Below are 18,143 nucleotides of genomic sequence, written 5' to 3'. Positions count from 1 at the left end.
TTCCCGTTATCCATGATGTCGCGATCGAAACGCACGGCGGGGTGATTGGTCCACTCGAAACGCTGGTAAGCGGCTGAATTAACACGGAGCATAACGATTTTTCAACGATGCCTGCCGAACTGTAATCTGGATCATCGATCCAGTTTAACGTCGCAACGACGTGCCGATCATCGTGAAGAACGCGCGGCCGTCGGCGCAAGATTCGACGTTCCATTCGGGATGCCACTGCACCGCCAACACGTCTGCGCCGCAGGGCTGTGCCGAGATCGCCTCGATCAGCCCGTCGTCGGTCGCCACCGCCTCCACCGACAGGCCACCGCCCAACCGGTCGACACCCTGATAATGCACCGAATTGACCGACAGCCGCCGGGTGCCGATCCCGCCCGCCAGCCGACCGCCGTCGACCAGTTCGACATCGTGGCGGTGATCAAAGAGCGAGGCATAGTCGCCGGGCGTGCCGTGCAGATGCGCGCCGTCGCGATCCGCGGCCAGGGTACCGCCGAACAGCACGTTGATCTCCTGCATCCCCCGGCAGATGCCGAACACCGGCTTGCCCGCCTCGATCATCCGCCCGGCCAGCGACAATGCCACCTCGTCACGCTGCTCGTCGAGCGGTGCGGCCACGGCATCGCTGCCATAGCGCAAGGGCGCGACGTGCGATCGCGATCCCGTCAGCAGCAATCCATCGAGGATCGCGGCCAGTTGCCCGGCATCGTTGCCATCGATCAACGCGGGCACCAGCAGCACGGTGGCGTCCGATATGCTGCGCAGGGGCAGGACGAAGCGGCTGGCGACGACCTGCACGGGGCGATCCGCCACCTCGTTACAGCAGAGCACGCCGATCACCGGCTTGCGGGGGATGCCACCCACCCTTCAGCCCCCGCCCGACAGCGCGTCGCGCACCGCCGCGGCGTCGGCCGCCGCGGCGACCCGTGCGGCAGGCTGGACGACGATGCTGCCGGGGGGCACGTCATCCAGCAGCCACACATTACCACCGATCGTCGTGCCGCGCCCGATCGTCACCCGCCCCAGAATCGTCGCGCCGGCATAGATGACGACATCGTCCTCGATGATCGGATGCCGGGCATGGCGCTCCATCGGCCCCGGCTGACGATCGCCGATCGGCGTGCGCGCACCCAGCGTGACGTGCTGGTACAGCCGCACCCGCGCGCCGATGATCGCGGTTTCGCCGATCACCACGCCGGTGCCGTGATCGATGAAGAAGCCCTCGCCGATCGTCGCGCCCGGATGAATATCGATCCCGGTGCGTTCGTTGGCGATCTCGGAGATGATCCGGGCGGTGATCGGCGCGCCCAATTCGTGCAGTTGGTGCGCGATGCGGTGATACAGGCTGGCGGTAGCGCCGGGATAGCAGATCAGGATTTCATCGACGCTGCGCGCAGCAGGATCGCCGAGGAACGCCGCCTCGACATCGCTGTCCACCAGTCGACGTACCGCGCCCAGCGTGGCCGAGAATAATCGCACGATCAGGCCGGGCTGATCGGAATCGAACGTGCCGCCGCGAGCCTCTTCCTGCCAATATCCTAGTTCGGCGGCGATCTCGCGCTCCAGTTCGCCGGTCGCGGCGATCAGCTTGGCGACGACGAACGCATCCTCGTCCGCCGCCTCGCCGCGAAACTGGCCGAGCCGGCGCGGATAGAGTGCCGCCGCCAGCATCTCGACGATCCGCTCCAGCCCATGCCGGGACGGAAAGCGAGGAGAATCTGCGGTCACCGCGCGCCGCTGCCGCCAGTCGAGGCGCGCGGCCTTCAGCGAGGCCAGCGCCTCACCGATGCTCGCGCCAGCTCCGCCCTCGTTATGGGGTCGGGCAAGACGGTCGATGGCGGATACGCTGGCTGACATATCGTCAGCATACCCCATCACCGCGATAGGAATTGATAGAAAAGATAGCCGTCGGCCAAGCGTCGCTGTCCCGCCGCCACCCGCTATTTCCGCGCCATGGAAGGTCGACGGGAACCACGGCATCCGGCCATGCGCTCCCATCACAGGCGCGGCGGATCACATCGCCCGTTTCCCGAAAGGCATTCCTATGGCCATCACGGCTGTCCTGTTCGACATCGACGGTACGCTCGTCGACAGCAACGATCATCACGTCATCGCATGGGAAGAAGCCTTTGCGGGCATCGGCGCACGGTTCGATCGCCAGACGATCCATGACCAGATCGGCAAGGGCACCGACATGCTCGTCCCCACGCTGCTGCCCGATCTGGACGAGGAGGAACAGGCGGCGCTCGGCGAGACGCACGGCAAGGTGTTCAAGGCGCGCTTCCTGAACGAGGTGAAGCCTTTTCCCGGCGCGCACGACCTGCTGCGCCGGGTTCATGCCGCGGGCCTGCGGGTGGTTCTCGCCTCCTCCGCATCGGAGCAGGAACTCGACCATTATCTGGACCTGCTGGATGCCCGCGAACTGGTGGCCGAAACCACCAGTGCCGACGATGTCGAGAACACCAAGCCCGCGCCCGATATCTTCGCCACCGCGCTGAAGAAGATCGGATCGCTGCCCCCGCACGAGGTGATCGTGGTCGGCGACACCCCGTATGATCTGGAAGCCGCGGCGAAATGCGGGATTGCCGCAGTCGCCGTCCGCTCCGGCGGGTTCGCCGACGATGCGCTGACACGAGCCGGCGCGGTCGCGATTTATGACGACGTCGCCGCGCTGCTGCGCGACTACGACCGTTCACCGCTGGCCGGCTGAACCGCTATCCCTTTTTCGCCGCGATATAGTCCTTGATCTGCTCCTCCAGCACGTCGAGCGGCAGCGCGCCCTGCCCCAGCACCGCCTCGTGGAAGTCGCGGATATCGAAGCGGGGTCCCAGTTCGCGTTCGGCGCGGGCGCGCAGTTCGGCGATCTTCAACTGGCCGACCATGTAGCTGGTCGCCTGCCCCGGCCAGTTGAAATACCGGTCCACCTCACGCGCGATATCCTTGTCGGAGACGGAACTGTTCGCCCGGAAATAGGCGATCGCCTGTTCGCGCGTCCACCGCTTGGAATGGATGCCGGTATCCAGCACCAGCCGGATCGCGCGCCATACCTGCAACGACAACATGCCGAACCGGTCGTACGGGGTCTTGTACACCCCCATCTCGTTCGCCAGCCGCTCCGAATAGAGGCCCCACCCCTCGACATAGGCACCATAGCCACCGAACTTGCGGAACTTGGGCAGCGCGGCCAGTTCCTGTTGACGGGCGATCTGGAAATGATGGCCCGGCGCGCCTTCATGCGCGGCGATGCCGGCGACCTGCACCTTCTGCGTCTGGTTCATGTCGACCAGATTGACGTAATAGATGCCGGGCCGCGATCCGTCCGCCGAGGGCGGGTTATAGAAGGCGGTGGAGGCGGTGCCCTCCCGCCATTTTTCCACTGCGCGCACTTCCAGCGCCGCCTTGGGCAGCACCCTGAAATAGCGGGGGGCTGCCGCCATCGATGCCGCGATCACGCCGCGCGCATCGCGCAGATATTCGTCGCGCCCGGCAGCGGTGTTGGCATATTTGAACTGCGGATCGGTGCGGATCCGGGTGAAGAATTCTTCCAGCGTGCCGGTAAAGCCGACCTCGCGCTTGATCCCCTCCATCTCCTGCCGGATCGCCGCGACCTGGCGCAGGCCGAGCTGATGGATCTGGTCCGCGGTCAGTTCGGTCGTCGTCGAATTGCGCAGGCGATCGGCGTAATAGGCGTCGCCGCCGGGCAGATGCCATGCGCCGAAATTGCCCGTCGCCTTAGGCTCGATCTCGTCCAGCGCCGCGAACAGCAGCGCGTAACCGTGCCGGAACGGCCCGGTCAGCGCTGCCTGTGCCTCGCCCAGCAGCCGCGCCTTGGTGGCAGCGGGGGCATCCAGCGCCGCCACCTTCTTGCGAAAATCGGCCATCAGCGTCGAATCCGCCGCCCCGTCAAACGGTGCGCCGGTGACGATCGCCTGCGCGTCGGCCCGCGCGGGCGCGAAATTGACCTTGTTGGGGATGATCCCGGCCGCCGCTTGCGCCCGCATCGTCGTCGCCACCTCGCGCATCACTCGCTCGGTCTCGCGCAGCCGCGAGACATAGGCTTCGGCGTCGGCGACCGTGTCGACCTTGTGGTTGTTGATGAGCAGTACAGGAATTTCTCCCGCCGGGCTGCCATTGGTCGATACCGGGAAGCGCAGATTGCGGAACGGCAGCGAACGGCGGCCCCGGTCGACCTCATATTCGAACAGGCGATAGCTGACCCGCCCGCCCTCGCCCAATTGATCGGGCTTGAACCGCATACGCATCGCCGCCAGCTGGCGTTCGGCCAGCGTCTGCGCGCGCACCGCGGCGGCATCGGTATAGTCGTCGAGCCGGCCGTAATCGGTCTTGAGGCCGAGCTGGGTCTGCGCTTCCGGGCTGAGGGCCAATTGCTCGTCATAGGCGGCATCGAGGAAGCGGATCAGCGCGGCATCCTGTGCCGTCGCCGTCGAACCGGTTGCGGGTTTCGTCGCCTGGATCGGAACGGGCGTAGCGGCGGGCAACAACGCCATCATCGGCAGCAGGGCAAAGGCAAGCGAACGCATGGGATACTCCTGTCAATTGTCTCCTTGTCGTCCGCCTGCCCGCCCGACGCAATCGTCCGCTGCACGGACGCCATCGCGCCACGGCGTCGTGAAATTGACATGCAACCGACGCGTGGCTGCAATCTGCTGTGGGTAGCTGCACGGGCAACGGCGAAATGCCGATCCGTGGGGAAAATACATCATGAACGACGAACAGGGCGGTGGCGCGATGCGTCACGTCGCCGATCGACGCGCGGTGCTGCGCAATGTTGCCGGACTGTCGATACTGCCATTGGGCGCCGGGTTGCTGTCGGGCTGCGATGGGGAGGGGGATGCGAATGCCACCCCGACGGCCGCCAGCGGCGACGCCTCGTCAATGGCGGATGCGAAGATTCCGAACGCCACCACCAGTTTCACGGTGGCCGTGCTGCCCGACACGCAATTCTATTCGCGCTACGCCACGCCGGAGGAGAGCAGCCAGTTCTCCCGCAAATATGGCAGCGAGCCGTTCGCCGCGCAGACGAAGTGGATCGCCGACAACGCGGCGGCGTACAATATCCCGTTCGTCATCCATCTGGGCGATGTAGTCGACCAGGTCGGCAAGCCCAGCCAGTGGCAGGTCGCCGATGCCGCGATGAAGCGGCTGGAGGCGGCCCGCATCCCCTATTCAATCCTGGCAGGCAATCACGACGTCGCCGCCGCCTTCGAATATCGCGGCCCCTGGGATCAGGGGACCGGCACCGATGCACAGCGCAACGGCAGCGGCGAACCCTATCTCCAGTGGTTCCCGGCCAGCCGGGCGGCGGCGCAGGCGACCTTCCGGGAACGCGACGGCTCGGGCTTCCACGAATATCACGTATTTGAGGCGCATGGTATCCGCTTCATGGTGATGTCGCTGTCGTGGCGCATCTCCGATGCCGCGATCGGCTGGGCGCGCGACGTGATCCGCCGCAATCCGACACTGCCGGTGATCCTGTCCAACCACCAGTTGCTCAACATCGACAAGGACGGCATCAGCCCGCTCGAAACCGACTATGGCAAGATGCTGTGGGACCGGCTGATCCGCGACAACGACCAGATCTTCATGACGCTGAACGGCCATCACCACGGCGCCGCACGGCTGACCAAGCTCAACGACTTCGGCAATTCGGTCGAGGAGATGGTGGTCGATTACCAGATGGATTATCAGGGCGGCAACGCGCTGATGCGGCTGTACGAATTCGACCTGTCTGCCAATCGGATCGACGTTATGTCGTTCTCGCCTTGGGTGGTGCAGAAGCCCAAGGCGACGCTCAACCAGTTCGATCGTGCGCTGCTGACCGAGCCAAACGAACAGTTCAGCATCGACATCAACTTCAAGAAACGGTTCGCGGGCTTCCTGCGCTTCCGCCCGGTCTGGTCGACCACCGGCGCGCCGATCCTGCCGGTCGTGAAGGAAAAGCTGCTGGCCGGCTATGTCGAGCCGGCCGTACCGGTGGCGGTACCACCGCGCGATGCCAACGACTATCCCGTCGTCGCCGACACCTATGCCCATTGGCGGCCAATGGCGGGCAAGGCAGGTGCGATCGTCGCGGTGGGCGAGGCACTGCCGGATGCCACCGGCGCCTTCCCGATGACGCGTGTGCCACTGGCGGGTCCGGCACAGGCCGGCGACGTGCAATGGTCCGACGACCGTCATCACCTGTCGTCGTGCCCGGCCAGCGTCCGCTTCCTGAACACCGACAAGGTCACCGGCCGCAACAGCTCGTTCTCGACCGCGATGAACGCCGCGGTCAACAACCGCAGCTTCTGGGACGGCTATACGGTGGAGGCGTTCATCAAGGTGGATGCCGGCTGGACGCGGGAGAACCACCGTTGGGGCAACATCCTGGGCCGCGTCGGCAATCGCGGCAACCTGCCCGGCTTCCGCGGCGGTGACCGCGAGGCGTCGTCGGTGCTGTTCGCAATCTCGTCGCTGCGTGAAATCCAGTGGGAGGTGGTGCCGGCCAGCAACGCCGCACTGCCGCAGGCCAACTGGTCGGGCGAGATCATGGCCGACACCTGGTATCATGTCGCGATCGTCTGCGACCCCGCGACACGGGAAACGATCTTGTACGTCGAGGGCGCGCCCGTGCTGCGCAACGTGACGGGCGAGGTCGGCATGCGCTCGCAGAGCGTCAACAATCCGTGGATCATCGGCGCGTCATGGTGGAACGGCGCCCGTGTCGACGGCTTCTTCGGGAATATCGGCGAGGTCCGCCTGGTCGGCCGCCCGCTGAAGCCCGATCAGTGGCTCACCGCCCGCCGCGCCTGACGCTCGTCCGGCATCATCCATTTTGCGGTCGGCCCGTTGCCGACCGACCATTCCTTTCCCGGAGAAACCCATGCACACCCGTATGATCGCGGCGCTCACCCTGCTGGCCGCCACGCTTCCCGCCAGCGCCCATGCCGCGCAGTTCCAAGCTGGTGCCGACATCTTCACGGGCACCGGCGTCGCCGCGCGCTATGTCGGCCCTGGTGGCAACGTGCAGCCGAGCAACCGCGCGCTGGGATCAATCGCCGATGGCGGCTTCGACACGTTCGATACGTTCGGTTTCTATAACACCGGCACCGGCGGACTGGCGCTCAACCGGCAGGTCGAATTGCTGTCGGGCAATACCTATCGCTTCCTCGACACCTTCACGAACACCACCGGTGCCGCGATCCGCACGACGGTGAACTTCTTCGGCAACCTCGGGTCGGATGGCGACGAACTGGTCCATTACGCACAGGGTGGCCTGACGGTCAGCTGCGAGGACGATGGTGACGGCAATTGCACCAGCGATGCGGTGCTGGCGCTGGTCGCGGGCAATAACGGGCTGGCACAGGCCGCGATCACACCCGATCGCTACAATGCCCGCTTCGTGCTGGACGTCGCGGCCGGGCAGAGCGTCAGCCTGCTCAACTTCGCGTTCCTGGCAAGGGGCGAGGCCGGGCCGCTCGCCAGCGACGTGGACCTCGCCCGCACCACCGGGCAGGCGCTGATGGCGGCCCCGCGCGTCGACGGGCTGTCGACGGCGCAGATCGCGACGATCGTCAATTTCACCGTGTCGGCGGTGCCGGAGCCAGCAAGTTGGGCGATGATGCTGATCGGCTTCGGTGCAACCGGCATGATGCTGCGCCGCCGCCGCCCCACCCGCGTCGCCTTCGCCTGATACAGGTCGATCAGCCGGTCGGTTCTTCCCCGACCGGCAGGTCGATCACCACCCGCAGGCCGCCCGCGTCCTGCAGCGCGAGGGCGCCGCCGTGCAATCGGGCGACCGCCCCGACCAGCGACAGGCCCAGCCCCGCGCCCGACCCGCCCCGCGCCTCATCCACCCGCCCGAACCGGCGAAGCGCGGCCGCGCGGTGTTCGGGCGCGATGCCGGCACCTTCGTCGGACACTGACACCCGCACCCCGCCGACGATCGCCTCCACCGCCAGCGTGATCGTGCCGGCCCCGTATTTCGCGGCATTGTCGATCAGGTTTCCCAACGCCTGCGCCATCAGTTCGCGGTGCAGTTTCAGCGTCGGTCGCACCGGTGTCACCACCCGGATCGCGCGGCCCGCCTCCTCGACCAGCGGGCCGTAGATTTCCGCGATCTCCTCCAACTCGATCGCAAGGTCGACCGGGGCGAACGCATCGCGCCCGATCCCCGCCTCGGCGCGGGAGATGCGCAACGCCGTCTCCACCGTCGTCAGCAACCGCTGCCCTTCCGCCTGCGCACGCTCCACTGCCTCCTGCGCCGCCGGCGTATCGGCCGCGACCGCAGCGCGTTCCAGCGCCGATCGCAGTCGGGTCAGCGGTGATTTCAGGTCGTGCGCCAGCATGTCGGTCGCCAGCGTCAGTTCCTCCACCAGCCGCCCGGTCCGGTCGAGCGTGGCATTGACAGAGGCCGCCAGCAGCGCGAACGCATCGCCGCTGGCATCGGCGGGCACCCGACGCGACAGCGCGCCATCGCGCACCGCATCCAGCGTCGCGACCGTATCCCCCAGCCGCAACACGATCATCCGCGCCGCCAGCCACGCCGCCAGCGCGGCGAATGCGACCGCCAGCGACAGGGCGACCAGCATCGCCAGTTCGAGCAGGCGGACGGTGCGCGCCTCGTCCTCCACCACGCTGCCGGTCAGCAGCCGCAATCCGCCCGCCAGTCGATCGACGCGCACCAACATGGCCTCCGGCGTCGCATGGCGGCGGCGATAAAGGTCGATCTGCACCGGCTGGCCGTCGGGCATGACATTGGGTGGCAGCGCATCGAGATTCCCCGCCAGTGGCCGGCCGGCGGCATCGGTCAGCAGCAGCACGGCGCGTGAACCTGTGTCGCCGATGGTGTGCAGGACGATGGCGTGGGCGATTGCCGCGACACCCTGTGCCTGCACCGCCAGCACGTCCTGCCGCACCATCTCACCGGTCGCGGCGGCGCCGGCATAGACCTGCCCATGGACGATCACGCGCACCGCCAGCAGCAGCACGCCCGCCGCCGCGATCTGCAACAGGAACACCAGCGCGGCGAACCGCACCGTGGTCGACCGCCAGTTCATGCCGGCACGTGGCCCTCAACCATCCACGCCGAGCCGGTATCCGACCCCGCGCACGGTATGGAGCAATGGCCGGGCGAACCCCTCATCCACCTTCTTGCGCAGGCGGCTGAGATGGACGTCGATCACGTTGGTACCCGGATCGAAATGATAATCCCATACGCCTTCCAGCAACATGGTGCGCGTCACCACCTGCTCGGCATGGCGCAGCAGATATTCGAGCAGGCGGAACTCGCGCGGCTGCAACGTCAGCGTCCGACCAGACCGGACCACGCGGCGGGCGAGCAGGTCCATTTCCAGATCATCGCATCGCAGCACTGTCTGCGCCGTCGGCGTGGCCGCACCGCGTCGCATCAGCAGCCGAATGCGCGCGAGCAGTTCGGCGAAGGCGAACGGCTTGACCAGATAATCGTCGGAGCCGCCGACCAGTCCCTTCACCCGGTCTTCGGGCGATCCCAGCGCGGACAGGATAATGACCGGCGTCGCCACCCCCGCGGCCCGCAATGCGGACAGCACCGCCATCCCGTCCATGCCCGGCAACATCCGGTCGAGGACGATGCAGTCATAGCTGCCGTCGGTGGCGTGGAACAGGCCATCGCGCCCGTTGCCGACGCGATCGACCACGAACCCCTCCTCGCCCAACCCCCTGGCAACGTAGCCGGCGGTGGCGTCGTCGTCCTCGACCAGCAATATCTTGTGACCCATGGCCGCCCTCCGATGTCCGCTCCGGTAACCGTCCCGTCGTTACCAGACGATGACCCCGATCTCACGCGTGCCGCGCCGGATGCGCACCGCCGCCGGGGTGCCTGATGCCACCGCCCGGTCCAGTCCGGCAAGCGAGCCGGCCGGGTGGCCGTCGATGGTTTCCACCACGTCGCCCACCGCCAGCCCGGCATGGTCCGCCGGTCCGCCCCGGCGCAGGCTGGTGACCACGACCGGCCGGACCCCGGCAAACGTCGCGCCCAGCCGCGCCTGCATCGCGATCCGCTGCCCCCGCATACCGTGCAGCGCCAGCGCCGCCACCAGCAATGCGGGCAGCGCCAAGGCCAGCGCCACCCGACCGAGCCGGCGGACGTCGTTCATGGCGCCCACCCCGGCGACACCGGTTCGGCCCGCACGATTGCGGCCGGTGCGCCCGGCCACACGCCCATTGCCGTATCGAACCACGCCGCGAACAGATCGGCGAAGGTCGCGGCCTGCCGGTAGGAAAGGGAGAGCATCGGCGATTTTCCTGCATCTGTTCGTCCGGTTCGGCCGCCCTTGTCGCCGACCGCGCCTGTTCGGGCGATGGGCGCAACATGACGGATCGCTCATCTTCCGGTCAGCCCGCTGCCAGACGCCCCCGCCCACAGGATGGCGATGATCGAACCATCACCCATCCCCGGCCCGGCCCGTCGCGCGGCGCTGGACGAGCGGATCTGCCGGCTGATCTGCCCGATCGCCTCGGCGATGGTCGGGGTATGCCTGACCGGCATCGGCCTGCTGCACGTCGGCGTGGCAATCGGGCGGCGGGCCAGCATCGCCGACGATCTGCTGGCGATCGATTCGCTCCTGTTCCTCGTCGCGACGCTCGCCTCCTACGTCTCGCTGCGTAGCCTGCATCGTCATCGCCTGCATCGGATGGAACGGGTGGCGGATGCCACCTTCATGATCGCCATGCTGCTGCTGACGGCGGCATGCTTCGTCATCACCTATGCGTTGAGCGCCTGAACCGGAGCCGGACCCCGCCGCCGTCGTCGGGACGGGCCAAGATGACGAAAAGGTAAGCTGGCGCCCAGCCCCCGCTCAGGTCGCCACAGGTAGGCGAGCGGGCAAGACCGTCGCGACACTATCGGCCGCGATGGCATATTAGCAGGGCAGGACAGAAACGATGTCGGCACCGGTTTTCTTCGATCCCACCGGGCGACGCGGCCGCGTGTCGCGGCGGATGATGGCGGTGCTGATGCTGGTGGTGGCGCTGGCGGCGGCCGCGTTCGCGACGACGTTGATGGTGATGCCGCAACGACCGGACTTCCGCCTGCCGCTGCCGCTGCCCCATGCGGCCGCTGCACGTGGCGACCATCATCCGCGCGGGCTGGCCGCATGGCTGCCGCATCGCCGGGCAGCGGCAGGCGGGTCCGCACTCAGCATCGGCTTCTATGAACCGGGCAATGACGGCAGTCTCGCCTCGTTGCGCCGCAACCACGATGCGCTCGACTGGATCGTGCCCGCGCTCATCACGGTGGCGGGGCCGAGGCATACCATGTCCATCGCCCGCGACGACCCGTTCGACCGCACGCTGGCGGCGATGCGACATCCACCCAGGGTGCTGCCGATGGTGCAGAATTTCGGCGACAGCGATTGGGACGGCGACGGCGCCGCCGCGCTGCTGGCCCACCGCACCGATAGCCGGATGCTCGCCCGAAAGCTCGCCGCCATGGTCGCGACCCGCAAGGTGACGGGGCTGGTGATGGATTTCGAGGCGTTGCCCGCCACCGCGATCCGCCCCTATCTCGACTTCCTGCGCCAGTTGCACAGCGCCATGCCCGCCGGCACCGTCCTTGCCGTCACCGCGCCGGCGGAAGACGAACGCTGGCCGCTCGCGGCACTGGCGGCCGTGTCGGACAAGCTGATCTTCATGGCCTATGACCAGCATTGGGAGGGGGGCAGCGCCGGCCCGATCGCTGCGCAGGACTGGTTCGTGCAACAGGTCGGCGCCGCGCGGCGCATCGTGCCGGCCGCGAAGCTGGTCGTGGCGCTTGGCAGCTATGCCTATGACTGGCACGGCGACGATACCGATGCGCTGTCGATCGAGGAGGCATGGCTGGCCGCCCATGACAGCAGCGCCGCGCCGGTCTTCGATTCCGGCAGCGGCAATGCCAGTTTTGCCTATGACGAAGGGGGAACGCACCATGCGGTGTGGATGCTCGACGCTGCCACCAGCTGGAACCAGATGCAGGCGCTGAAGCGGCTGGGAATCGGCGATGTCGCGCTGTGGCGGCTCGGCAGCGAGGATCAGGGCTTCTGGGCCGATCTGGCGGCGATGCGTACCGGCCACCGCCCCGCCCTGTCGCACCCCGCCGCGATGCTGAACACCGATGTCGAGGGATCGGGTGAAATCCTGCGGATCGCCGCCACACCCACGGTCGGGCGGCGCACGCTGCGCACCGATGCACAAGGCATCATCCGCGACGAACGCTACGACGTGCTGCCCACTCCCTATGTCGTGCAGCGTGCCGGCGCCGCCGACCCCAAGGCGCTGGCGCTGACCTTCGACGACGGGCCGGACGCGACCTGGACGCCGAAGATACTCGACGTGCTGAAAGCCGCGCACGTACCCGCGACCTTCTTCGTCATCGGCGAGAACGCGCTGGCGCATCCCGGTCTGCTCAACCGGATCGTCGCCGACGGCAGCGAGATCGGTAACCACAGCTATACCCATCCCAACATGGCCCGGCTGGGGCCGCGCGGCACCGCGCTGGAACTGAACACGACGCAGCGGCTGGTGCAGGCCTATACCGGCCGGTCGATGACGCTGTTCCGCGCGCCCTATTTCGGGGATGCCGAGCCGACCACTACCGACGAACTGGGACCGGCGCTGCAGGCGCAGCGCGCGGGCTATACCGTAGTCGGCCTCCACGTCGATCCCAACGACTGGCAGCGGCCGGGCACCGATGCGATCGTGCGGCAGGTGCTGGATCAGGTCCACGACGCCACCGTGAGCAGCAGCGGCAACGTGATCCTGCTCCACGACGGCGGCGGCGACCGGGCGCAGACGGTGGCGGCGCTGCCGCGGATCATCACCGCCCTGAAGGCGAACGGCTATCGCTTCGTCACCGCATCACGACTGGTCGGCGTGTCGCCGGCGCGGGCGATGCCGGCGGTGACGGGCGGCGACCTGTGGGCGGTGCGTACCGATGTCGCGGTCTTCGTCGTGCTGGCGGCGCTGTCCGCGGCGCTGACCTGGCTGTTCTACGTCGCGATCGCGCTGGGCATGGCGCGGGCAGTGATGATGGCGGGGCTCGCACGGTTGCAGGCGCGCCGCCGCCGCACCGAACCGCAGGTGTTCGCACCCACCGTCTCGGTCATCATCCCCGCCTATAACGAGGAGCGGGTCATCGTCGCCTCGGTCCGGCGGGTGCTGGCGAGCGATTATCCCGCCGTGCAGGTGATCGTCGCCGACGACGGGTCGCGCGATACGACCAGCGCACTGATACGCGCGGCGTTCGCCGACGACCCGCGCGTCCGCCTGCTGACGCTGGCCAACGGCGGCAAGGCGGCGGCGCTCAACCGCGCCTTGCAAGAGTCGGACGGCGAAGTGGTGATCGCGCTCGATGCCGATACCCAGTTCGAGGCACAGACCATCGCCCGGCTGGCGCGGTGGTTCGCCGATCCGGCGATCGGCGCGGTCGCGGGCGACGCGCGGGTGGGCAACCGCGTCAATCTCGTCACCCGCTGGCAGGCGATCGAATACATCACCGCGCAGAATCTGGAACGCCGCGCGCTCGCCGGGTTCGACGCGATGACGGTGGTGCCCGGTGCGGTGGGCGCATGGCGGCGCAGCGCGCTGGACGCGGTCGGCGGCTATCCGGAGGATACGCTGGCGGAGGATCAGGACCTGACGATCGCGATCCAGCGCGCCGGCTGGCGCGTCACCTACGATCCGCAGGCGATCGCCTGGACGGAGGCGCCGGAGACGTTCCGCGCGCTGGCGAAGCAGCGGTTCCGCTGGGCGTTCGGTACGCTGCAATGCCTGTGGAAGCATCGTGGCATCCTGCGCACCCGCACACCATCCGGCCTCGCGCTGGTCGGCCTGCCGCAGGCATGGCTGTTCCAGATCATATTCGCCGCGATCTCTCCGCTGATCGATCTGGCGCTGCTGCTGTCGATCGGCGGCACCGCGCTCCGCGTCGAGCAGCATGGCTGGGCGCAGACCAGCGGCGATGTCGGCACGATGGCGATGTACTGGGCCGCGTTCACCGCGATCGACGCAGCGTGCGGATGGATCGGCTATAGCCTCGACGGGCATGGTCAGCGCTTTCCGGCACTGCTCCTGATCGCCCAGCGGCTGGTCTACCGCCAGATCATGTACGGCGTCGTTCTGCGCGCGATCGGCGCGGCGATCGGTGGCTGGACGGTGAGTTGGGGCAAGCTGGAACGCACCGGCCGGGTCGGCGTGGCGGGGGTGTGAACCGCCCCGTCACACCGGCGGCAAGGCCCAGTCGATCGTGCCGCGGCCGTGCTGTTCCAGAAACGCGTTGGTCTGCGAGAAGGGCTTGCTGCCGAACCAGCCATTATGCGCGGACAGCGGCGAAGGGTGCGGCGCCTTCAGCACCAGATGGCGGCCGCCCGCCGCCACGTCCTGCACGAACGCTACCTTCTTCTGGGCATAGGCGCCCCAAAGCAGGAACACGACCGGTTCCGGCTTTGCCGCCACCAGCCGCACGACCGCATCGGTGAACCGTTCCCAGCCCCGGTTCTGGTGCGATCCCGCCTTGCCGTTTTCCACCGTCATCACGCTGTTGAGCAGCAGCACACCCTGTCTGGCCCAATGCTCCAGGAAACCGTGCGTGGCGGGCGGGATGCCGCAATCGGTCGCCATTTCCTTGTAGATGTTGAGCAGGCTCGGCGGCGGCTTCACGCCGGGCCGGACGGAGAAGCAGAGGCCATGCGCCTGCCCCTCGCCATGATAGGGGTCCTGCCCCAGTATCACGACGCGCACGGCGGGCAGCGGCGTCAGTTCCAGCGCGCGGAACCAGTCGCTGGAATGGGGGAAGATGCGCTTGCCCGCCGCCTTCTCGCCCTTCAGAAAAGTACGCAGTGCTGCCATTGCGGGGCCGGCGAACTCCTCGCGCAGCGGCTCCAGCCAGGTCGGATCGATCTTCGGATCGGTCATCAGCGCTTCCGCACGAACTCGGCGCGCAGCACCAACCCCTTGATCCCGTCGAACTTGCAGTCGATCTCCTGCGCGTCGCCGGTCAGCCGGATGGACCGGATCAACGTGCCACGCTTCAACGTCTGCCCTGCGCCCTTGACGGTCAGGTCCTTGATCAGCGTCACCTGATCGCCATCGGCCAGCACGTTGCCCACGGCATCGCGGACCACCACCGTATCGGCATCCGCCACCGCCGCATCCTGCACGGTGGAGGCCGCGACCCATTCGCCGCTCGCCTCGTCATAGACATAATCGTCGTCGCTCATGTTGCATCCGCTAGAGCAGGCGGCGGCGATGGTCCACCACATGCGTCCGGCCGGCGACATGGTGCGTTGCTCGACCATGCGTTCCGCCCTGATCGTCCTTGCCCTGTTCGCCACCGCCGCATCGGCCACGCCGCCGCCGCCCGAGTTTGAAGCGATCCGGTTTTTCGAAGGCGGCACACGCGGAGACGGCCTGTTCAAGGTGATCCTGCGCGGCAGCCACCGGGTCACGGTACAGGGCCGGGGCCGGATCGAGGGCGACACCCTGATTCTCGACCAGATCGTGACACGCGAGGGCACCGCCCCCAAGTCGCGCCAGTGGCGCATCCGCGCGACCGCACCGGGCCGCTATACCGGCACGCTGACCGATGCGAAGGGACCTATCACCGGCGAGACGACCGGTGATCGCCTGCACCTGCGCTACACCAGCACCGGCGGCTTCGCGGTCGAGCAATGGCTGACATTGTCGCCCGATGGCCGTTCCGCGCAGAACCGGCTGACCGCCAAACGGTTCGGCGTGACGGTGGCGTCGCTGGACGAGACGATCGTCAAAACCGACTGACGCCCTACAGCAGCCCGGGCACCTCGCGCTGCGCGGTGTTGGGCCGCATCGGTGTCAGCAATTCTCGCCGCCCGCCCGACGTCGCGCTGCGAAGGCCGGCATCGCCGATCGCCGCACCGCAGCTACGCCCCGCCAGGAAATCGAGCGCCGCCCTGGTCGATGCCTCTCGCGGATCGCCCATCGGATAGTTCACGTCGTCGGTCGCCTGGCAACTGGCTTGCACCTTGCCCGCCAGCCCGTCGTAATAGTCACCCTGCCGTGCCGCGTTCTGGGTCGCCAGCGCCACCACGCGCAGCCGGTCGTCACAGGCCGCCTGATCGCGCGCGATCTGGCCGACCGGTTTGCCATAGGTATTGGTGCCGATCAGTCCGGCGTTCGCGCCGAGATAGGGGATCGACGCGTTGATGACGAGTTCGCTGGCCGAGGCGGTGCCGCCGGTGCCGATGAAGGCGATCCGCGTCGCTGCGATCGACTGTGGCTGCGGACCATAATATCTGATCGAATTGTTCGACGACTTGTCAGGCCGGAAGACGGTACGGCTCTGCACGTCCGCAGTGGAGCGTTGCCCGCCCAGCAGATCGCTGAACAACTCGGCGATCACGATCGCGCCACCGCCATTGTACCGCAGGTCGACGATCACCTGCGTGATCCCCGCTGCCCTGAACCGGGCAAAGGCATCGCGCAGCGCCGGATCGGCGGTGCCGATGAAGGTGCGCAGGTTGACATAGCCGACCTGCCGGCCGCCATCGTTCAATATCTGCACGCCATAACGCGACGAGATCGGGGTCAGCGCATAATCGGCCTTGGTAACCGTCACGTCGCGTTGCCCGCCACCCCCGCCCGTGATGCGCAACACCCGGGTCGTTCCCGCCGTATCGGGGCCGAGCGCGGTCAGCACGCCATTAGGCCCGCTCGCAGCCATGATCGACGCCACCGAGGCAAGATTGGCGGCACTGGTGCCAATCGATACGATCTCCGCCCCGCGGTCGATCCCCGCGGCCAGCGCGGGGGCCCCCTCGAATGATTCCGCCACGAACACGCGCCGGGCGAGCGTATCGTAGGACAGGCGCACACCGAACCCGCCGCTGGTGCCGGCGTTGTAATAGGCGTCCTCTTGGCGGATCGAGGTCAGGTAGGTGAAATAGCGATCCTTGCGCTGGCTGCGCGCGGTGGCGGTCAGCGCATCGATATAATCGTCGACATTGCCATAGCCGGCCGGGTTCGACGAGGCGGGCAGCAGTTCGGGAAACAGATACCATTCACGCAACTGCGCCGCCGCCCAGTTCTGGCGTTCCAGCAGCGAACACCCTGCGCCCCCCGCACCGCCGCCTGCGGTCGTCGTGCCGCCGGTGAACGTACCACCGCCGCCGCTGCCGTCACCACCGCCGCAGGCGGACAGCAGCGCGACCATGGCAAGCATCCCGGCGAACTTGGACTTCATCGAATCCCCCTGTATCAAAGTATGTCTAGCCGATCGCCACCACGCCGTCAGAGAGAAAATCACATGCGCAACCAGCCGGTGGATCGCTCGTTTGGGCGATCAGGAGGACCCCTCATGATTCGATCGATGCTCGTCGCCTCGCTTCCCCTGCTGATGCTGGCTGCCTGCGGCACCGGTGGACCTGCCACGGAAGCGGCCGATAACACGGCCGACAACGCTGCGGCAGCAGCACCCGATGGTGGTTATGCGGCGCGGATCACGGCGCTTTCCCCCCGTCTGCGACAGGGTGTATTCCTGCGCGCGATCCGCGACGCCGGCGAGGAATGCCAAGAGGTGACGGAGGAAGACGGCATCGCCGCGATTGAGGGTAAACCCGCCTGGGTGGTGACCTGCGACCGCAGCACGCGCTGGGTCATCACGATCGACAAGTCGGGCACCGCGGCCGTCAACAAGGTATCGCCGTCCTCCCGCGCCGAACGCCAGCCCGGCTGAAGCAGGGTCAAGCGCTTAATCGGCGCGGTCGTAATAGCCGCCCCAGCCGGTGCGGTGCTTGCGCGCCCGCGTCGTCCATGCCCAGCCGGACAGGAACAGTCCGAACGCCACCATGATCGCGAGCAGCGCGAGGATGCCGAACGACTGTCCCTGCCAGATCGCCCAACCCAGCGCGCCCACGCAGATGCCGGCATAGGCGCCGCATGCCGCCACGACGCGCAGACGCGCGGCGCGCTTCGTCGCCTCGAACGGCGTCACGATCGCGAGGCACAACGCGGCGATGGCCAGCAGGATCGGCAGAGCAAGATCCGCCGATGGCGTGATGAACAGCAGCAACGCCAGAACGATGGTCGTCGCCGCCCACAAGGCGGCCCAGAGACGGATCTTCAACATGCGTGACGGTGGCTCC

18 protein-coding genes are annotated in these 18,143 nt (G+C 67.5%); 7 read left to right on the top strand and 11 right to left on the bottom strand.

Features of this window, described 5'->3' with window-relative positions:
- Positions 1-144: 144 nt before the first annotated feature.
- Entirely contained in the window at positions 145-870 is a 726-nt protein-coding gene (locus tag ABD719_RS03445; protein ID WP_344691994.1) for a gamma-glutamyl-gamma-aminobutyrate hydrolase family protein, read from the bottom strand.
- 3 nt (positions 871-873) lie between these two features.
- Complete coding sequence (gene epsC, locus ABD719_RS03440) at positions 874-1,863, bottom strand: serine O-acetyltransferase EpsC (protein ID WP_344691993.1); 990 nt, start codon at positions 1,861-1,863, stop codon at positions 874-876.
- A 187-nt stretch (positions 1,864-2,050) separates the two neighbouring features.
- Here epsC and ABD719_RS03435 point away from each other — a divergent pair, with 187 nt between their 5' ends.
- Complete coding sequence (locus ABD719_RS03435) at positions 2,051-2,716, top strand: HAD family hydrolase (RefSeq protein WP_344691992.1); 666 nt, start codon at positions 2,051-2,053, stop codon at positions 2,714-2,716.
- A 4-nt stretch (positions 2,717-2,720) separates the two neighbouring features.
- On the opposite strand, the gene ABD719_RS03430 is transcribed toward ABD719_RS03435, so the two are convergent.
- On the bottom strand, positions 2,721-4,547 hold the full coding sequence (locus ABD719_RS03430) for a DUF885 domain-containing protein (RefSeq protein WP_344691991.1): 1,827 nt from the start codon (positions 4,545-4,547) through the stop codon (positions 2,721-2,723).
- Between the two features lie 181 nt (positions 4,548-4,728).
- On the opposite strand from ABD719_RS03430, the gene ABD719_RS03425 reads away from it, so the two are divergent.
- Together ABD719_RS03425 and ABD719_RS03420 are read left to right on the top strand one after the other, a co-directional pair.
- Positions 4,729-6,819 carry a LamG-like jellyroll fold domain-containing protein gene (locus ABD719_RS03425; RefSeq protein WP_344691990.1) on the top strand — a complete coding sequence of 697 codons (2,091 nt, stop codon included), beginning with the start codon at positions 4,729-4,731 and terminating at the stop codon, positions 6,817-6,819.
- 70 nt (positions 6,820-6,889) lie between these two features.
- Positions 6,890-7,699, top strand: a complete 810-nt coding sequence (locus ABD719_RS03420) for a PEPxxWA-CTERM sorting domain-containing protein (RefSeq protein WP_344691989.1) — start codon at positions 6,890-6,892, stop codon at positions 7,697-7,699.
- Positions 7,700-7,709: 10 nt separating this feature from the next.
- On the opposite strand, the gene ABD719_RS03415 is transcribed toward ABD719_RS03420, so the two are convergent.
- Genes ABD719_RS03415 through ABD719_RS03400 form a run of 4 tightly spaced genes read right to left on the bottom strand, consistent with a single transcriptional unit; the run spans position 7,710 to position 10,282 of the window.
- The gene (locus tag ABD719_RS03415) at positions 7,710-9,065 is read right to left on the bottom strand and encodes a sensor histidine kinase (RefSeq protein WP_344691988.1); all 1,356 of its coding nucleotides are present in this window, start codon (positions 9,063-9,065) and stop codon (positions 7,710-7,712) included.
- Positions 9,066-9,080: 15 nt separating this feature from the next.
- Entirely contained in the window at positions 9,081-9,767 is a 687-nt protein-coding gene (locus ABD719_RS03410; RefSeq protein WP_344691987.1) for a winged helix-turn-helix domain-containing protein, read from the bottom strand.
- Positions 9,768-9,806: 39 nt separating this feature from the next.
- Positions 9,807-10,145 carry a PDZ domain-containing protein gene (locus ABD719_RS03405; protein ID WP_344691986.1) on the bottom strand — a complete coding sequence of 113 codons (339 nt, stop codon included), beginning with the start codon at positions 10,143-10,145 and terminating at the stop codon, positions 9,807-9,809.
- Positions 10,142-10,282, bottom strand: a complete 141-nt coding sequence (locus ABD719_RS03400) for a hypothetical protein (protein ID WP_344691985.1) — start codon at positions 10,280-10,282, stop codon at positions 10,142-10,144. The genes ABD719_RS03405 and ABD719_RS03400 overlap by 4 nt, the downstream gene beginning before the upstream one ends.
- A 139-nt stretch (positions 10,283-10,421) precedes the next feature.
- On the opposite strand from ABD719_RS03400, the gene ABD719_RS03395 reads away from it, so the two are divergent.
- Together ABD719_RS03395 and ABD719_RS03390 are read left to right on the top strand one after the other, a co-directional pair.
- On the top strand, positions 10,422-10,772 hold the full coding sequence (locus ABD719_RS03395) for a hypothetical protein (protein ID WP_344691984.1): 351 nt from the start codon (positions 10,422-10,424) through the stop codon (positions 10,770-10,772).
- Positions 10,773-10,932: 160 nt separating this feature from the next.
- Positions 10,933-14,232: a trifunctional glycoside hydrolase family 18/polysaccharide deacetylase/glycosyltransferase family 2 protein gene (locus ABD719_RS03390; protein WP_344691983.1), complete on the top strand. Its 3,300-nt coding sequence runs from the start codon at positions 10,933-10,935 to the stop codon at positions 14,230-14,232.
- Positions 14,233-14,241: 9 nt separating this feature from the next.
- Here ABD719_RS03390 and ung read toward each other — a convergent pair whose 3' ends face one another.
- Positions 14,242-14,937 (bottom strand): uracil-DNA glycosylase, encoded by a 696-nt coding sequence (gene ung, locus ABD719_RS03385; RefSeq protein ID WP_344691982.1) that lies wholly within the window; start codon positions 14,935-14,937, stop codon positions 14,242-14,244.
- On the bottom strand, positions 14,937-15,242 hold the full coding sequence (locus ABD719_RS03380) for an alkylphosphonate utilization protein (RefSeq protein WP_344691981.1): 306 nt from the start codon (positions 15,240-15,242) through the stop codon (positions 14,937-14,939). Before ABD719_RS03380 ends, ung begins: the two co-directional genes overlap by 1 nt.
- On the opposite strand from ABD719_RS03380, the gene ABD719_RS03375 reads away from it, so the two are divergent.
- Complete coding sequence (locus ABD719_RS03375) at positions 15,241-15,801, top strand: DUF3833 family protein (RefSeq protein WP_344691980.1); 561 nt, start codon at positions 15,241-15,243, stop codon at positions 15,799-15,801. The genes ABD719_RS03380 and ABD719_RS03375 overlap by 2 nt on opposite strands.
- 4 nt (positions 15,802-15,805) lie before the next feature.
- On the opposite strand, the gene ABD719_RS03370 is transcribed toward ABD719_RS03375, so the two are convergent.
- Positions 15,806-17,242, bottom strand: coding sequence for a S41 family peptidase (locus ABD719_RS03370; RefSeq protein ID WP_344691979.1), 1,437 nt, complete (start codon positions 17,240-17,242; stop codon positions 15,806-15,808).
- 114 nt (positions 17,243-17,356) lie between these two features.
- Between ABD719_RS03370 and ABD719_RS03365 the strand changes: the two genes are divergently transcribed.
- Positions 17,357-17,734: a hypothetical protein gene (locus ABD719_RS03365; protein ID WP_344691978.1), complete on the top strand. Its 378-nt coding sequence runs from the start codon at positions 17,357-17,359 to the stop codon at positions 17,732-17,734.
- A 15-nt stretch (positions 17,735-17,749) separates the two neighbouring features.
- Here ABD719_RS03365 and ABD719_RS03360 read toward each other — a convergent pair whose 3' ends face one another.
- Positions 17,750-18,127, bottom strand: coding sequence for a hypothetical protein (locus ABD719_RS03360; protein ID WP_344691977.1), 378 nt, complete (start codon positions 18,125-18,127; stop codon positions 17,750-17,752).
- Positions 18,128-18,143 lie beyond the last annotated feature (16 nt).

Origin of the sequence: Sphingomonas cynarae (assembly GCF_039537815.1) — a bacterium.
In the GTDB taxonomy this organism is placed as follows: Bacteria; Pseudomonadota; Alphaproteobacteria; order Sphingomonadales; family Sphingomonadaceae; genus Sphingomonas; species Sphingomonas cynarae.
This window is presented reverse-complemented; position numbering and strand designations above follow the sequence as displayed.

Excerpts from the sequence above, each read along its gene's own strand:
- epsC (WP_344691993.1), bottom strand. The coding sequence starts at position 1,863 with ATGTCAGCCAGCGTATCCGCCATCGACCGTCTTGCCCGACCCCATAAC.
- ABD719_RS03435 (WP_344691992.1), top strand. The coding sequence starts at position 2,051 with ATGGCCATCACGGCTGTCCTGTTCGACATCGACGGTACGCTCGTCGAC.
- ABD719_RS03430 (WP_344691991.1), bottom strand. The coding sequence starts at position 4,547 with ATGCGTTCGCTTGCCTTTGCCCTGCTGCCGATGATGGCGTTGTTGCCC.
- ABD719_RS03425 (WP_344691990.1), top strand. The coding sequence starts at position 4,729 with ATGAACGACGAACAGGGCGGTGGCGCGATGCGTCACGTCGCCGATCGA.
- ABD719_RS03420 (WP_344691989.1), top strand. The coding sequence starts at position 6,890 with ATGCACACCCGTATGATCGCGGCGCTCACCCTGCTGGCCGCCACGCTT.
- ABD719_RS03415 (WP_344691988.1), bottom strand. The coding sequence starts at position 9,065 with ATGAACTGGCGGTCGACCACGGTGCGGTTCGCCGCGCTGGTGTTCCTG.
- ABD719_RS03410 (WP_344691987.1), bottom strand. The coding sequence starts at position 9,767 with ATGGGTCACAAGATATTGCTGGTCGAGGACGACGACGCCACCGCCGGC.
- ABD719_RS03405 (WP_344691986.1), bottom strand. The coding sequence starts at position 10,145 with ATGAACGACGTCCGCCGGCTCGGTCGGGTGGCGCTGGCCTTGGCGCTG.
- ABD719_RS03400 (WP_344691985.1), bottom strand. The coding sequence starts at position 10,282 with ATGCTCTCCCTTTCCTACCGGCAGGCCGCGACCTTCGCCGATCTGTTC.
- ABD719_RS03395 (WP_344691984.1), top strand. The coding sequence starts at position 10,422 with ATGATCGAACCATCACCCATCCCCGGCCCGGCCCGTCGCGCGGCGCTG.
- ABD719_RS03390 (WP_344691983.1), top strand. The coding sequence starts at position 10,933 with ATGTCGGCACCGGTTTTCTTCGATCCCACCGGGCGACGCGGCCGCGTG.
- ung (WP_344691982.1), bottom strand. The coding sequence starts at position 14,937 with ATGACCGATCCGAAGATCGATCCGACCTGGCTGGAGCCGCTGCGCGAG.
- ABD719_RS03375 (WP_344691980.1), top strand. The coding sequence starts at position 15,241 with ATGTTGCATCCGCTAGAGCAGGCGGCGGCGATGGTCCACCACATGCGT.
- ABD719_RS03380 (WP_344691981.1), bottom strand. The coding sequence starts at position 15,242 with ATGAGCGACGACGATTATGTCTATGACGAGGCGAGCGGCGAATGGGTC.
- ABD719_RS03370 (WP_344691979.1), bottom strand. The coding sequence starts at position 17,242 with ATGAAGTCCAAGTTCGCCGGGATGCTTGCCATGGTCGCGCTGCTGTCC.
- ABD719_RS03365 (WP_344691978.1), top strand. The coding sequence starts at position 17,357 with ATGATTCGATCGATGCTCGTCGCCTCGCTTCCCCTGCTGATGCTGGCT.
- ABD719_RS03360 (WP_344691977.1), bottom strand. The coding sequence starts at position 18,127 with ATGTTGAAGATCCGTCTCTGGGCCGCCTTGTGGGCGGCGACGACCATC.